The organism is Pararoseomonas sp. SCSIO 73927 (assembly GCF_037040815.1).
GTDB lineage: Bacteria > Pseudomonadota > Alphaproteobacteria > Acetobacterales > Acetobacteraceae > Roseomonas.
The window spans coordinates 1,902,215-1,915,259 of record NZ_CP146232.1 but is presented as its reverse complement, the minus strand read 5'-3'; the positions used below and the strand labels follow the sequence as shown (position 1 = coordinate 1,915,259).

General features: G+C 73.7%; 13 protein-coding genes. 4 read left to right on the top strand and 9 right to left on the bottom strand.

Annotated features, from left to right (window positions below):
- Window positions 1–25 precede the first annotated feature (25 nt).
- Entirely contained in the window at window positions 26–592 is a 567-nt protein-coding gene (locus VQH23_RS09125) for a tripartite tricarboxylate transporter TctB family protein (RefSeq protein ID WP_338665320.1), read from the top strand.
- A 59-nt stretch (window positions 593–651) separates the two neighbouring features.
- Window positions 652–2,181 (top strand): tripartite tricarboxylate transporter permease, encoded by a 1,530-nt coding sequence (locus VQH23_RS09120; protein WP_338665319.1) that lies wholly within the window; start codon window positions 652–654, stop codon window positions 2,179–2,181.
- Window positions 2,182–2,408: 227 nt separating this feature from the next.
- On the opposite strand, the gene VQH23_RS09115 is transcribed toward VQH23_RS09120, so the two are convergent.
- On the bottom strand, window positions 2,409–3,101 hold the full coding sequence (locus tag VQH23_RS09115) for a hypothetical protein (protein ID WP_338665318.1): 693 nt from the start codon (window positions 3,099–3,101) through the stop codon (window positions 2,409–2,411).
- A 208-nt stretch (window positions 3,102–3,309) separates the two neighbouring features.
- Complete coding sequence (locus VQH23_RS09110; protein WP_338665317.1) at window positions 3,310–3,678, bottom strand: hypothetical protein; 369 nt, start codon at window positions 3,676–3,678, stop codon at window positions 3,310–3,312.
- A gap of 128 nt (window positions 3,679–3,806) precedes the next feature.
- On the opposite strand from VQH23_RS09110, the gene VQH23_RS09105 reads away from it, so the two are divergent.
- Window positions 3,807–4,118: a J domain-containing protein gene (locus VQH23_RS09105; RefSeq protein ID WP_338665316.1), complete on the top strand. Its 312-nt coding sequence runs from the start codon at window positions 3,807–3,809 to the stop codon at window positions 4,116–4,118.
- A 94-nt stretch (window positions 4,119–4,212) separates the two neighbouring features.
- On the opposite strand, the gene VQH23_RS09100 is transcribed toward VQH23_RS09105, so the two are convergent.
- Genes VQH23_RS09100 through VQH23_RS09085 form a run of 4 tightly spaced genes read right to left on the bottom strand, consistent with a single transcriptional unit; the run spans window position 4,213 to window position 8,386 of the window.
- Entirely contained in the window at window positions 4,213–5,181 is a 969-nt protein-coding gene (locus VQH23_RS09100; RefSeq protein WP_338665315.1) for a tripartite tricarboxylate transporter substrate binding protein, read from the bottom strand.
- Window positions 5,182–5,200: 19 nt separating this feature from the next.
- Complete coding sequence (locus VQH23_RS09095) at window positions 5,201–6,397, bottom strand: CaiB/BaiF CoA-transferase family protein (RefSeq protein ID WP_338665314.1); 1,197 nt, start codon at window positions 6,395–6,397, stop codon at window positions 5,201–5,203.
- Entirely contained in the window at window positions 6,394–7,371 is a 978-nt protein-coding gene (locus tag VQH23_RS09090) for a hydroxymethylglutaryl-CoA lyase (protein ID WP_338665313.1), read from the bottom strand. Before VQH23_RS09090 ends, VQH23_RS09095 begins: the two co-directional genes overlap by 4 nt.
- Before the next feature lie 31 nt (window positions 7,372–7,402).
- Entirely contained in the window at window positions 7,403–8,386 is a 984-nt protein-coding gene (locus VQH23_RS09085; RefSeq protein WP_338665312.1) for a tripartite tricarboxylate transporter substrate binding protein, read from the bottom strand.
- Between the two features lie 173 nt (window positions 8,387–8,559).
- Between VQH23_RS09085 and VQH23_RS09080 the strand changes: the two genes are divergently transcribed.
- Window positions 8,560–9,324, top strand: coding sequence for an IclR family transcriptional regulator (locus VQH23_RS09080; RefSeq protein WP_338665311.1), 765 nt, complete (start codon window positions 8,560–8,562; stop codon window positions 9,322–9,324).
- 126 nt (window positions 9,325–9,450) lie between these two features.
- Here the strand turns inward: VQH23_RS09080 and VQH23_RS09075 are convergent, their stop codons facing one another.
- From VQH23_RS09075 to VQH23_RS09065, 3 genes are read right to left on the bottom strand one after another with little or no spacing between them, the layout of a single operon-like run.
- The gene (locus VQH23_RS09075; protein WP_338665310.1) at window positions 9,451–11,184 is read right to left on the bottom strand and encodes an FAD-dependent oxidoreductase; all 1,734 of its coding nucleotides are present in this window, start codon (window positions 11,182–11,184) and stop codon (window positions 9,451–9,453) included.
- Window positions 11,181–12,368 carry an NADH:flavin oxidoreductase/NADH oxidase gene (locus VQH23_RS09070; RefSeq protein ID WP_338665309.1) on the bottom strand — a complete coding sequence of 396 codons (1,188 nt, stop codon included), beginning with the start codon at window positions 12,366–12,368 and terminating at the stop codon, window positions 11,181–11,183. Before VQH23_RS09070 ends, VQH23_RS09075 begins: the two co-directional genes overlap by 4 nt.
- On the bottom strand, window positions 12,368–13,045 hold the full coding sequence (locus VQH23_RS09065; RefSeq protein ID WP_338665308.1) for an EthD family reductase: 678 nt from the start codon (window positions 13,043–13,045) through the stop codon (window positions 12,368–12,370). Before VQH23_RS09065 ends, VQH23_RS09070 begins: the two co-directional genes overlap by 1 nt.

Here is a 13,045-nt window from a genome sequence, read left to right as displayed (position 1 = left end):
AGGCCCGCGGCGCGGGGCGGGTGCCGTGAGGCGGGCCGACCTGCTCTTCGGCCTGTTCTGGACAGTGCTGGGCGCCGCCACGGTCTTCGAGTCCTGGCGCATGGACCGCCTGGAGGCGCAGGGGATCAATCCCTGGACCGTCCCGGGCCTGGTGCCGGGCCTCCTCGGCGCCGCGCTGACCCTGTGCGGCGCCATCCTCACGGCGCGCGCGGCGCGGGGCGTGATGCACAGCGGCAACGTGATGGAGGTCGCCGTCCCGGACGCCCCCCTGCCAGAAGCTCCCCTGCCGGTTGCGCCGATGCCGGACGGCGTGCCGCCGGACGAGCCGGCCCAGGCCGCGGAACCCTGGCGGATCGCCCTCGCCCTGCTCCTCTGCGGCGGCTTCGCCGGCGGGCTCGTCGGAAGCGGCCTTCCCTTCCCGCTCGCCGCCTTCGCCTTCGTGTTCCTCTCGATCGTCGCCTTCGAGTGGCCGGACCGGCGCGCCGGCGGCACGCTGGCGCGCGGCGCCGTCGGGGCCGCGCTCATCGCGGCCGGCGCCTCCGCCACGGTCACGCTCGTCTTCCAGGAGCTGTTCCTGGTGCGCCTGCCATGACCGGCGCAGGGCGCGACGCGCCGGCCGGCCCCTCCCCCACCCCTGCGATGGCGCCCTGAATGTTCGAAGGCCTGGTTCTCCTCGGCGTCTCGCTCGCCTCCTTTCTCACCGTCAAGGCGCTGCTCTACACGCTCGGCGCCACGCTGCTGGGCATCCTGATCGGCTGCATGCCCGGCCTGTCGGCCACCCTCGCCATCTCCCTGATGACGACGCTGACGATCAAGCTGCCGCCCAACGACGCCATCCTCATCCTCATCTGCGCCTATGTCGGCACCATCTACGGCGGCTCGCGCACCGCCATCCTGCTGAACATCCCGGGAACCGCCGCCAATGCCGCGGCCTGCCTCGACGGCTACCAGCTCGCCCGCCGCGGCCAGGCCGGGCGCGCCATGGGGATCGCGACGACCGGCAGCGTGGCGGGCAGCCTGTTCGGCATCCTCTGCCTCGCGATCCTCACGCCCGCGCTGGGGGAGGTCGCGCTCACCTTCCAGTCCTACGAGTTCTTCTGGCTCTGCCTCTTCGGCGTGCTGATGTCCGGCTCCATCACGGGGGAGGACCCGCTGAAGGGCTGGATCATGGGCCTCCTCGGCCTCGCCGTCTCCCTCATCGGCCAGGACGGCATCCACGGCTACGAGCGCTTCGCCTACGGCAGCACCGACCTGGCGGGCGGGCTGTCGCTCATTCCCACCCTCGTCGGCGCCTTCGGCGCGGCCGAGGTGCTGACAGTGATGAGCGAGCGCTTCCGCCGCCCGCGCCTGCACGCGGTGGATAGCATCCTGCCGCGCATCGCCGACGTGCTGCGCTACTGGCGGACCGTGCTGCGGTCGGGCGTCATCGGCGTCTACATCGGCATCCTTCCCGGCGTGGGGGAGGACATGGCCGCCTGGTCCTCCTACGCCGCCGCCCGCCGCGCCTCGAAGGAGCCCGAGGCGTTCGGCAAGGGCAGCGTGGAGGGGCTGATCGCGGCGGAGACGGGCGACAACGCCTCCATCCCCGGCGGCATCATCCCGGCGCTCGCCCTCGCCATCCCCGGCTCGGCGCCGGCGGCCGTGCTGCTGGCCGCCATGATCATCCACGGCGTCAAGCCCGGCCCGATGCTGATGATCGAGAGCCCGCAATTCGTCTACGACGTGGTCGCGATGAACGTCCTCGCGACGGTGGCGATGCTGTTCTTCGGCCTCTTCCTCGTCCGCCCGCTGCTGAAGGTGCTGATGGTGCCGCGGACCGTCATCATGCCGATCGTCTTCACCCTCTGCACCGTCGGGTCCTTCGCCATCGCGCAGCGCCTGTTCGACGTGTGGACGATGCTCGGCGTGGGGATCGTCATGTTCGTCCTGCGCCGCTTCGGCTACCACGCCGCTCCCTTCGTCCTCGGGCTGGTGCTGGGCGACCTGATGGACAAGTCGCTGCGCCGCGGCCTCGTCATCTCCGACGGCGACCTGACGCCCTTCCTGACGCGCCCGATCAGCGCCATCCTCGCGGTCGTCGTGGTGGCGACGATTGCCATGGGCATCCCGGCCGTGAACCGGGCCGTGCGGGCCGGCGTGCGGCGCATGGGCGGGATGGCCAGGATCCGCCGGGCCGCCTGACCGCCCTGGCGACCATGCAACAGGCGCGTGCACCCGGCGTGCATCGCCGCCGGTGGCCTCTCACGCCGCGCGGGCCGCCTGGTGCCGGCCAGGTCGTCGTCCTTGCCGGGCTGGGGATGGTCGACGCAGGGCCGGGAGGGCGACCGGCGGTCCGTCCCATCCAGCATGCCGGTCACGGAACGCAATGACCCGGATCGCGCCGGGCCCCGTGTGCCGGCCCGCCGGGGCTACGGCACGCCGCCGCGACCCGTCCGCATCCGGCCCAGCAGCGCCGTCACGGCGCTCCGTATCGCGGCCCAGTCGGGCAGGAAGCGCTCGGTGAAGGTGACCTCCACCGCCGCCTCGCCCTCCATCCACCACAGCTGGCAGGACAGGCCGGTCCAGCACGCCATCAGCACGGAGAGGCGCGCGGGCGGCCCGTCCGCGAAGAGGCGCAGCTCCCGCGCCGGGTCGATGGCGGCGAACGGCCTCAGCGCGCGCAGGCCGAGCCGGGACGCCTCCTCCGTGTCGCCGAGGGAGAGGGCGGCGAGGTCGAAGTCCGGGACGAGGCCGAGCTGGTCCACGGTGCTGTCCCGCCAGAGGGCAAGGAACCGCGCCCGCTGCCCGGGGATCCGCGAAAGCCTCTCGACCCGCGTCGTGGGCGAGATGTCCTGCACGACGACGGCCATCAGGCCGCTCTCGTAGGAGGTGTCATGCCCGGGTGGCAGGGGCACCGCGCCGGGCCAGAGGAGCCGCATCGAGAGGACGTCCGTCATGACCCCTCCGGACGCGACCGGGCTGTCCACGAGCGCCCGGGGCACGGCATAGCGGTGCCCCGCGATGAGGGCCTGCACCGTGTCGGAGGCCGCCGCGGTGCCGGGGAGGCACAAGGCCAGCAGCAGCAGGCCGGTTCGCCACCTCGCCACAGGGTTCAACTCCATCACGGGTCATCCTTCCGGGTGCGGCATTCCCGCCGCGCATTCAACGAATGAGCGCACCGGCCGGGGCATGCGGCCCCCCTGGCCCGCGAAAGGCCTCTCCACCAGGACCGACCGGCGCGCCCTCGTCGCTGCGCGGGCGGCGCCGGCGGGGCACCTGGCCGCCGTCCTGGGGCTCATGGTCCGATGAGCGGGGACGGATGACCCGCCCCTAGCGCCCCCCTCCGGCGGGGGCGCGGTCCAGGGTGCACGTCTCCTCCCCGCAGGCCAGCCGCAACCGGTAGGCGGGTTGCCCGCCCTGCGGCGGGAACTCCAGCTCGGCCGTGCGGGTCTCGTGCCATCGCAGGAAGCGCAGCGGCGTGTCGCCGACCGAGCGGAAGATCCGGCGGGCCCGCCGCGTGTTCGGGTCGGCGAGGACGCTGAGGGTCTCGACCTGGCCGAAGGCCTCGTCCCGCTCCAGCGTGACCATCAGGCGCCCATCCGGGGAGAGGTGGGCGACGGGCGGCGCGCGGACCGGCAGCCCGGGCGAGTCGGGCAGCACCGGTGCGAGCGCGGCGAGGAGGACAAGGGCGGCGAGCATCGGTGCGTCTCCGTCGGGCGTGGAGGCCGCGCATCCCTACCCCTTCATCGATGCTCCCGCCACAGCCGCTGACGTTCCGTGCGGGGCGGGTGCTACCCGAACGCCTTTCCGGGCGTTGCTCCCAGACCATGGTCGATGCCTGCCTGATCCTGTCGCGCCTCAACATGGATCTCGTCATCCTGGCGACGAGGTCCATGAGCGAGACCTGGGAGCTGCTGGCGCCGATCGCGCTCTGGCCTTGCGCCGCGTCCGCCCGCGGAAACACGGACCTGGCAACTCTGGGCCTCGACCGGATGCCCTTGTCGGGAGCCGCTCTCCGGAGCGCCTACAGAAGGGCCGCCAAGGCCGCCCATCCGGATGCCGGGGGCAGCGCGGACGCCTTCCGGGCGGTGGCGGAAGCCTTCGGTCGTCTCGCTCGGAGCAGCGTCCGGCCCCGGTGACCGCGGCCAGGGCGGAGGCTGCCGGTCAGGGTGCCGGCAGCCTCCCTCGTTGCCCACCGTCCCCCACCCCGAAGCGAACGAGAGGGCAGTCCGGTCAGTCCGCCTGCACCCGGGCCTCGCGCACCACGCGGCCCCACTTCTCGATCTCGGCGGTCAGGAAGGTGCGGAACCCGTCCGGGGTGGAGGGCGCGGGCTCGCTGCCCTCGCCGGCCAGCCGTGCCACCACCTCCTCCTGCCGCAGGGCGCGCCCCACCGCCTCGTTCAGCTGGGTCACCACGGCCGCCGGGGTGCGCGCCGGGGCGACGAGGCCCGTCCAGTTCACCGCGTCGAAACCCGGGAAGCCGGACTCCGCCACCGTCGGCACCTCCGGCAACGAGGGCATGCGCTGGGCGGAGGTGACGGCGATCGCGCGCAGCTCCCCCGTGTTCAGCATCCCCCTCACCGCGAGCGGGTTCGCGGAGTAGAGGTCCAGGCGCCCGGCCAGCATGTCGGTGACGAGCTGGCCCGCGCCGCGATACGGCACGACCGTCAGCTCCACGCGCGCCGCGAGGGCGACCATCTCCGTGCTCAGGTGGCCGACGGTGCCGTTCCCGGGATGTGCGGCCGTCAGCCGCCCCGGCCGGGCGCGGGCCGCGGCGACCACGTCCTGCAGGGTGCGGTAGGGCGCGTCGCGCGCCACCACGAAGACGTTCGGCTGCGACGCGACCAGGGAGATGAGCGCGAGGTCCCGCAGGGGCTGGTAGGGGATGTTGGCGCCGTAGAGCGTCGGGTTGACCGCGAGGTTGGAGGTCTGGCCCATCCCGATCGTATGCCCGTCCGTCGCCTTCGCCACGAGGTCGATGCCGATGTTGCCGCCCGCGCCCGGGCGGTTCTCCGCCACGATGGTCCATCCCGTCAGCGCGCCGAGGCGCGCCGCCATCTCCCGCGAGATGACGTCCGTCCCGCCGCCCGGCGGGTAGGGGATGATCAGGCGGATGGGCCGGGTGGGCCAGGGCTCCTGGGCAGCGGCGCCGCGCGCGGCGGCGATCCCGGTTGCGGCCAGCAGGATGGTGCGTCGGTTCATGGCGTTCTTCCCTCTATTTCTATTTCTGTGCCGCGGCGGTGGGCAGGCGTTCCTCCGGGGAGGGCGCCGCGCGCGGCGTGTCGCCCCGCAGCGGCGCCAGCAGCTCGTCGTCGTGCTGGCCCGGCCGGGGAAGGTCGTGGCGCAGCGGCAGCCGCCCGAAGCCGAAGACGATCGGCAGGGCCGGGACCGAGGTCGGGCGCCCATCCGGCAGCGTCACCGGCAGAAGGGCGCCGCTCGCGAGAAGGTGCGGGTCCTCGTAGAGGTCGCCGGGCTGGTTGATCCGGGCGAAGGGCAGGCCCGCCTTCTCGCACAGCGCTTCCAGCTCGGCGGCCGGACGGCGGCCGAGGATAGACTGCACCAGCGGGATCAGGGCATCGCGCGCGGCGGAGCGCTCGTTGTTGGTGGCGTAGGCCGGGTCGAGCAGGGCGGGGTCGCCCAGCGCCTCGGTGAAGATCTGCCACTGGCGCTCCGTCACCACCCCGACGAAGAGCTGCAGGCCGTCCGCCGAGGTGAACACGTCGTAGACGCCCCAGGCCCGCCGCCCCGCAGCCATCGAGGGCGGCGGAGCGCCCGTGATGGCCTGCTGCAGCATGTGGGTGGAGACGAGGAAGGCCGCGTTCTCGAACAGCCCGGACTGCACCTGCTGGCCGCGGCCCGTCGCCTCCCGCTGGCGCAGGGCTGCCAGGATGGCGATGGCGCCGAACATTCCGCCCATCATGTCGTTGACGGGGGCGCCCGCGCGCAGCGGGCGGCCGGGCGGGCCGGTCATCGCCGCCAGCCCCGACATCATCTGCACCACCTCGTCCAGGGCGGTCCGGTTCTCGTAGGGGCCGGGCAGGAAGCCCTTGAGCGAGCAGTAGACCAGCCGCGGGTTGCGGGCGGAGAGCGCGGCGTAGCCCAGGCCGCGCGCCTCCAGCCCGCCCGGGCGGAAGTTCTCGATCAGCACGTCGGCGCCATCCACCAGGCGCAGCAGCGTCTCGCGGTCCGCGTCGCTCTCGGTGTCGAGCTGGACCGACTTCTTGTTGCGCGAGAGCGCGGCGAAGAAGCCCGTGCCGCTGCTCGTCAGGTAGCGCGTGCGGTCGCCCTTGCCGCACGGCTCCACCTTGATGACCTCGGCGCCGAGATCGGCCAGGACGAGGCCGCAGGTCGGCCCCATCACCATGTGGGTCAGCTCGACGACGCGCACGCCCGCGAGCGGCAGGGAGGCCCCGCTCATGCCGCGCACTCCCGCGTCTCGGCCGCTTGTCCCGTGCCCTCAGGGGCCGGGCCGCGGGCGGCGTAGGAGAAGCCCTTCTCCACCCCGACATCCGGCAGGTGGCCGTAGAGCGCCTCCCCCGGGAGGCCGTCGGCGAGCACGCGCCGGGCCTCCGCCAGCTTGTTCAGGTCCACGCCCGTGTCGTGCCCCATCGCCTCCAGCATCCAGACCAGGTCCTCGGTGACGATGTTGCCGGTCGCCCCGGGGGAGTAGGGGCAGCCCCCGATCCCGCCCTGCGAGGCGTCGAAGGTCGTCACCCCGACCTCCAGCGCCGCCACCACGTTCGCCAGCCCCTGGCCCCGCGTGTTGTGCAGGTGCGCGCCGCCCGCCCTGTCGCCCAGCTCCGCGATCAGCCGCGTGAACAGACGCTTCACCTGGGCCGGGTTGGCGTAGCCCACCCCGTCCGACAGCCCCACGCTGTCCACCCCCAGCCGCGCGAGCCGGACGGCCAGCTCGATCACCCAGTCCTCGCTCACGGGGCCCGCGATGGTGCAGCCGAAGGCGGTGGAGATGCCGACCTCGATGGCGGGGCGCCCGTCGGCGGGCAGGCTGTCGCGGAACCCGATCACGCGGCCCAGCTCGGCCAGGACCTCCTCGTGGGTCATGCCGATGTTCGCGATGCTGTGCGGCTCCGACGCCGACACCGGCATGGTGATCTTGTGCGCCCCGGCCTCGGCCGCCGCCCGCACGCCGCGCAGGTTGGGGGCGAGCGCGAGGACCGTGAGGCCCGGGATCTCGCGGGCGGCGCGGACCACATCCGCCGCATCCGCCATCTGCGGCAGCTTCTTCGGGTTCACGAAGGAGCCGACCTCGATCTCCGGCAGCCCGGCGGCCGCGAGCGCGCGAACCCAGGCGATCTTGGCCGCGGTCGGCATCGTGCGGTGGATGGATTGGAGGCCGTCGCGCGGCCCGACCTCGCTGACGAGGATGGTCATGGGGTGTGCTCCTGGATGATTGCGCGGGACATCACTGCGGCCGGACGCCCGCCTCGCGGAGCACGCGCTCCCAGCGCTCCATCTCCGCGTCCACGTAGGCCCGCGCCTCGGCCGGCGTGCTGGCGAGGATCCGCTCGGCGCCGAGCTCGACAAGGCGCGCGCGGAGCGAGCCCTCGGCCAGCGCCGCCGCGACCTCCACCTGCAGCCGCTCGACGATGGGCTGCGGCGTGCCGGCCGGGGCCAGCAGCCCCTGCCAGACGGAGAAGGTCGCCTCGGGGAAGCCCGCCTCTGCCACCGTCGGCACATCGGGCATGACGGCGCTGCGCCCGGCCGAGGACACCGCCAGGGCGCGCGCCTGGCCCGCGGTGGCCAGCGGGAAGGCGGTCGCGCCGGCGTCGTAGAGCATCTCCAGCCGCCCGGAGATGAGGTCCTGCGCCGCGGGGGCGCTGCCGCGATACGGCACCTCCTCCATCCTCAACCCCGCCGCCCTGGTGATCAGGAGGGAGACGAGCTGGAGGGCCCCGCCGGTGCCGGTGCTGCCATAGGAGTACTCACCGGGCTTAGCGCGCACCCGGGCGACGAACTCGGCCAGCGTCCTCGCCGGGGAGGAGTTCGGCACGAGCAGCACCATCGGGCTCTCGGCGACGATGGTGACGGGGGTGAGATCCTTCGCCGGGTCGTAGTCGAGCCGGGTGTAGAGGGCCCGGTTCACCGCGTGGCCGGTGTTGGTGAAGAGAAAGGTCGTGCCGTCCGGCCGGGACTTGGCCACGGCGGAGGCGCCGATGTTCCCGCCCGCGCCCGTCCGGTTCTCCACCACCACGCGCTGGGGCAGGCGCTGCGACAGCGCGTCGCAGAGCAGGCGGGCGATGACGTCGGTGGGGCCGCCGGGGGCGTAGGGCAGCACCACCCGGACCGGCGCGGTCGGCCAGGCGGCCTGCGCGCGCGGCACGGCGGGGGCGGCCAGCACGGCGGCGCCGGCCAGCAGGGCACGCCGGGGCAGATGGGGCGGGGCCATGGTCGCATCCTCTCTTTTGCTGCCCGGAGCGGAACTTGGATCAGTGGTTCCAGCCCGGGAACTTTCTGCTTGGCAGAAATTATTTATGTGCTACGGAAACACCTAACGAAACCGCATCGGCCGCGTCAACCGCAGAATGCCGGTCTCGCCCTTCCGCTTCGGAGGCCCCGCTCGTGAGCACCCTCGAGAACAGCGCTCCGCCCCGCCGCCGCGGACGCCCTCGCTCGGTCGAGCGGCTCGCCGAGGCGCCGCGTGAGGCCGAGGAGCCGAGGGTCGAGGCCGTCGAGCGCGCCCTCTCCATCCTCGACGCCTTCTCGGACGGCACGGCGCGCCTGACCCTTGCCGAGGTCTCCGCCCGGACGGGGCTCTATCCCAGCACCGTCCTGCGCCTCGCCGCATCGCTCGACCGCTTCGGCTACCTTCATCGCGGCGCCGACGGCCTGTTCCGGCTCGGCCCGACGCCCCTGCGCCTCGGCCTGCTCTACCGCGATGCCTTCAACCTCGCCGACCACGTCCGGCCCGCTCTCGCGCGCCTCGTCGAGCGCACGGGCGAGACGGCGGCCTTCTACGTCCGCGAGGGCGAGCGGCGCATCTGCCTCTACCGTCACCACTCCCCGCGGCTCATCCGGCACCACCTCGAGGAGGGCGCTGCGCTGCCGCTGGACCGGGGCGCGGCCGGGCACGTGCTGGCGGCCTACACGGGCGGGACGGGTCCGCTCCGGGACGGGGTGCGGGCCCGGGGATGGTCCCTGTCCCTCGGTGAGCGCGACCCCGAGACGGCGGCCGTCGCGGCCCCTGTCTTCGGACGCGGGCGGCACCTGCTGGGCGCCCTCAGCGTCACGGGGCCGAGGAGCCGCTTCGAGGCCGAGGACCATGAGGGGCTCGCGGCCCTGATCACCGCGGAGGCCGCGCTCCTGTCGCGCAGCCTTGGCGGCTGAGGCCCTCCCCGCTCCCTGGACCGGAGGCCCACTGCTTTGCCGGGCGCGAGAGGCGGCGCAGGCCGGTTGTCCCGCCGCGCCCGCCTCGCGGCACGGCGTGGACCCGGCCGGTTGGGTGCCGGCCGCCTACGCGCCGATGGTCTCGGCGCTGGGCGCCGGGGCCGCGTCGGCCGTGCCGGCCATGTGCCGGGCGGCGATCCAGCCGAAGGTGAGCGCCGGCCCGAGCGTGATGCCGCCACCCGGGTAATTGCCGCCCATGATGCTCGCCATGTCGTTGCCGGCCGCGTAGAGGCCGGGGATCGGCCGCCCCGCCTCGTCCAGCACCTGCGCGTTGCCGTTGGACCGCAGCCCGGCGAAGGTGCCGAGATCGCCCACCACCACCTCCACCGCGTAGAACGGGCCTTTCGCGATCGGCGCCAGGCAGGGATTGGGCTGGAACTCGGGATCGCCGTTGAAGCGGTTGTAGGCGGTGGATCCCTTGCCGAAGGCGCGGTCCTCGCCCGCCTCCATGTCGCGGTTCCACTCGGCGACCGTCGCCTCAAGCCCCGCCGGGTCGATGCCGGCGCTGCGCGCCAGCTCCGCGATCGTCCCACCCGTCTTGAGGTAGCCGGAGCGGATATTGGGCCCGACCGGCACGGGGAAGGGCTTCACGAAGCCCAGCCCGAAGCGGCGCAGGAAAGGCTGGTCCACGACGAGGAAGGCGCGCGCGGCCTCCCCGGGCCCCGTGCTGGCGAAGAGCGCCTGGATGAAGTCGTGGTAGGAGTTCGCCTCGTTCACGAAGCGTCGGCCGTTCGGCAGCACCGCGATGAGGCCGGGCTTCGCGCGGTCGATGAAGTGCGGGAACACGCCCCAGCCACCGCCCTTGCGCGGTACGCGGGAGACGGGAACCCAGGCCGCGGCGTTGGGGTAGCCCTGCTCCACCAGGGCGCCGGCGCCCTCGCCGAGGCGCAGACCGTCGCCGGTGTTGCCGGCCGGGGCGGGGGAGTAGTGGCCGGTGTTGTCGCGGTCGTGCGGGAACATGGCGCGCCGGCGCTCCTTGTCCTGCGGGAAGCCGCCGGCCGCGAGCACCACACCGCGCCGGGCGCGGACGCGGACCTCCCTGCCGCCCTGCCGCACGGTCGCGCCGCGCACGGCGTCGCCCTCGCGCTCCAGCCGGATCGCCGGGGAGTCGGTCCAGACCTTCACGCCGCGGTCCAGCGCGCTGCGGAACAGCCGCGCGGCCAGGGCATTGCCGTTGGTGAGCAGCATCCCCCGCCCGTTCAGCAGCAGGTCCCGCGCGTGTGAGGTGAGCCGGCCCGCCACGTAGGCGGCGGAGGCGAGCGACCGCGTGGCGTTGAAGAAGTGCTTCAGCTCCGGCCCGGAGCCCACCATCAGGCCGACGAAGGTCAGCTCCGGCAGGGGTGGGCGCAGGCGCTTCAGCTCCTTCCCCAGCCCCTGCGCGCGGTAGGGCTGCGCCTTGATGGACCGCCCGCCGGAGCGGCCGCCCGGCGCGGTGGGATGGTAGTCGGAGAAGGCGGAGGCGGGCTCGAACTTCAGCTCCGTCTCCCGGTCGAAGAAGTCTACCGCCTCCGGCCCGGCGGCCAGGAAGGCGTCCACGGCATCGGCGTTGAAGTGGTTCCCCGCCTCGTGCCGCAGATAGGTTCGGGCGTCCTCCGCCGTGTCCTCGATGCCGTCGCGGCGGGAGACCGGGTTGTTCGGCACCCACAGGAAGCCGCCGGAGACCGCGGTAGTACCGCCGACATAGGGCTCCTTCTCCGCCACGATGACCGAGAGGCCGCGCGCCGCCGCCGCCACCGCCGCCGAGAGGCCGCCCGCACCGGAGCCGACCACCAGCACGTCGCATTCCACCGTGTCGGTCATGCCGTTTCCTCCCTTTCGTGATGGGTGCCCCGCGCCACCGCCTGCCGGCGCGCGCGCAAGGTCCCGCCCATCTGCTGTTCGCGCTTCGCCAGCCACACGCCGTGGCGTTCCGGCCAGTCCGCGTAGTCGTCCTCCACGCCGAGCTGCTCCGCCGCCCGGCGTGGCCAGTAGGGGTCGCGCAGGGCCTCCCGCGCCACCGCGATCAGGTCGGCCTGGCCCGCCCTCAGGATCGCCTCGGCCTGCGGGCCGTCCAGGATCACCCCCACGGCCTGGGTGGTGATGCCGGCACCGCGCCGGATCGCCTCGGCGAAGCCGGTCTGGAAGCCCGGGCCGCGCGGCACGGTGATGCGCCGCGTCTCCTCCGTCAGCCCGCCGGAGGAGACGTCGATGACGTCCACGCCCGTCGCCTTCAGCGCCCGCGCGAGAAGGACAGAATCCTCGATCCCCCATCCCCCCTCCGCGCCGTCCACGGCGGAGACGCGGCAGAAGAGGGGCTTGCCCGCCGGCCACTCGGCCCGCACCCGGGCGGCGATCTCCAGCGGCAGGCGCATCCGGCCCTCGATCCCCCCGCCGTAGGCATCGGTGCGGCGGTTGGAGAGGGGCGAGAGAAAGCTGGCGGCGAGGTAGCCGTGGCCGAAATGCAGTTCCACGGCGTCGAAGCCGGCCGCCTCCGCCCGGCGGGTGGCGGCGGCGAAATCCTCGGTCACGCGGGCGATGGCGGCCCCGTCCATCGCCTCGGGCACGCTCCACTCCGGCCCGGCGGCGATGGCGCTGGGACCGAGGCGCGGCCAGCCCTGCGCGGCCAGCTCCCCCGCCGTGAAGGCGCGGCCGCCGTGCCAGAGCGGCTGGCTGCCCGCCTTGCGCCCGGCATGGGCCAGTTGCACGCCGATGGCCGAGCCCTGCCCGTGCACGAAATCCACCACCCGCCGCAGCGGCGCGACCTGGGCATCGGACCAGAGGCCGAGATCCGCGGTGCCGATCCGCCCTTCCGGCGAGACGGCCGTGCTCTCCGTCAGGATCAGCCCCGCGCCGCCGAGCGCGAACTTGCCGAGGTGGACGAGGTGCCAGTCCGTCGCGCACCCGCCCTCTGCCGCGTGCTGGCACATGGGGGAGATGACGATGCGGTTCCGCAGGCGCAGGCCGCGGATCTCCATGGGGGAGAGAAGGAGGGGACGGTCCACCATCAGACCACCCTCCGGACCTCGACGAGGAAGGTCGTGATCTCCGCGATGAAGTCCAGCGCGTGGCGCTGCGACACTTCGGCAGCAGGAGAGGAGAAGGCGGCCCTCAGTTCCTCGACGCCCCGGAACCACATCTCCACCACGCCATCCACCGGCAGGGCCTCGTACCCCGTGCCGCCACCGGCCTGGCGCGCGACGACGAGGTTCTGCGTGTAGCCGGCGAGGGCTGGGAAGCGCCCCACCGCCTCCGCGTGGAAGCCGAACCACTCCTCGCGGAACCTCTCCGCGCTGATGTCAGGGCGGCGGCGCAGCAGGGACATGCGCTTCACCAGCGGCCCATCGGCCACCGGCACCACGGGGTTGGGCTCCGTTACCAGGATGCCGCGCAGCACGGCGAAGCGGTCGTTGTCCGGCCCGATCGGGGCCATGGCGGGCGAGGCGGCGGCCGCGTCCATCGCCTCCCGGCTGTCGAAGCGGAGCTGCGAGAGGCCGTCCAGCACCCAGCCGCCGCGCGCGTGGTCGATGGCCAGCTGCGAGCGGTCCGTGACGAGGTTCTGCTCGTAGCGGCGAAGGCCCGGCAGCCGCGCGGCCAGCGGCCCGTGCACCTCGCGCCAATAGCGGCTGAACTCATCGGGCGGGACATCCGGCCGCCGCTCCAGCAGGCCCATGCGGACGATCAT

Excerpts from the sequence above, each read along its gene's own strand:
- VQH23_RS09085 (WP_338665312.1), bottom strand. The coding sequence starts at position 8,386 with ATGGCCCCGCCCCATCTGCCCCGGCGTGCCCTGCTGGCCGGCGCCGCC.
- VQH23_RS09105 (WP_338665316.1), top strand. The coding sequence starts at position 3,807 with ATGGTCGATGCCTGCCTGATCCTGTCGCGCCTCAACATGGATCTCGTC.
- VQH23_RS09070 (WP_338665309.1), bottom strand. The coding sequence starts at position 12,368 with ATGGTGGACCGTCCCCTCCTTCTCTCCCCCATGGAGATCCGCGGCCTG.
- VQH23_RS09110 (WP_338665317.1), bottom strand. The coding sequence starts at position 3,678 with ATGCTCGCCGCCCTTGTCCTCCTCGCCGCGCTCGCACCGGTGCTGCCC.
- VQH23_RS09095 (WP_338665314.1), bottom strand. The coding sequence starts at position 6,397 with ATGAGCGGGGCCTCCCTGCCGCTCGCGGGCGTGCGCGTCGTCGAGCTG.
- VQH23_RS09065 (WP_338665308.1), bottom strand. The coding sequence starts at position 13,045 with ATGATCGTCCGCATGGGCCTGCTGGAGCGGCGGCCGGATGTCCCGCCC.
- VQH23_RS09075 (WP_338665310.1), bottom strand. The coding sequence starts at position 11,184 with ATGACCGACACGGTGGAATGCGACGTGCTGGTGGTCGGCTCCGGTGCG.
- VQH23_RS09115 (WP_338665318.1), bottom strand. The coding sequence starts at position 3,101 with ATGGAGTTGAACCCTGTGGCGAGGTGGCGAACCGGCCTGCTGCTGCTG.
- VQH23_RS09100 (WP_338665315.1), bottom strand. The coding sequence starts at position 5,181 with ATGAACCGACGCACCATCCTGCTGGCCGCAACCGGGATCGCCGCCGCG.
- VQH23_RS09090 (WP_338665313.1), bottom strand. The coding sequence starts at position 7,371 with ATGACCATCCTCGTCAGCGAGGTCGGGCCGCGCGACGGCCTCCAATCC.
- VQH23_RS09120 (WP_338665319.1), top strand. The coding sequence starts at position 652 with ATGTTCGAAGGCCTGGTTCTCCTCGGCGTCTCGCTCGCCTCCTTTCTC.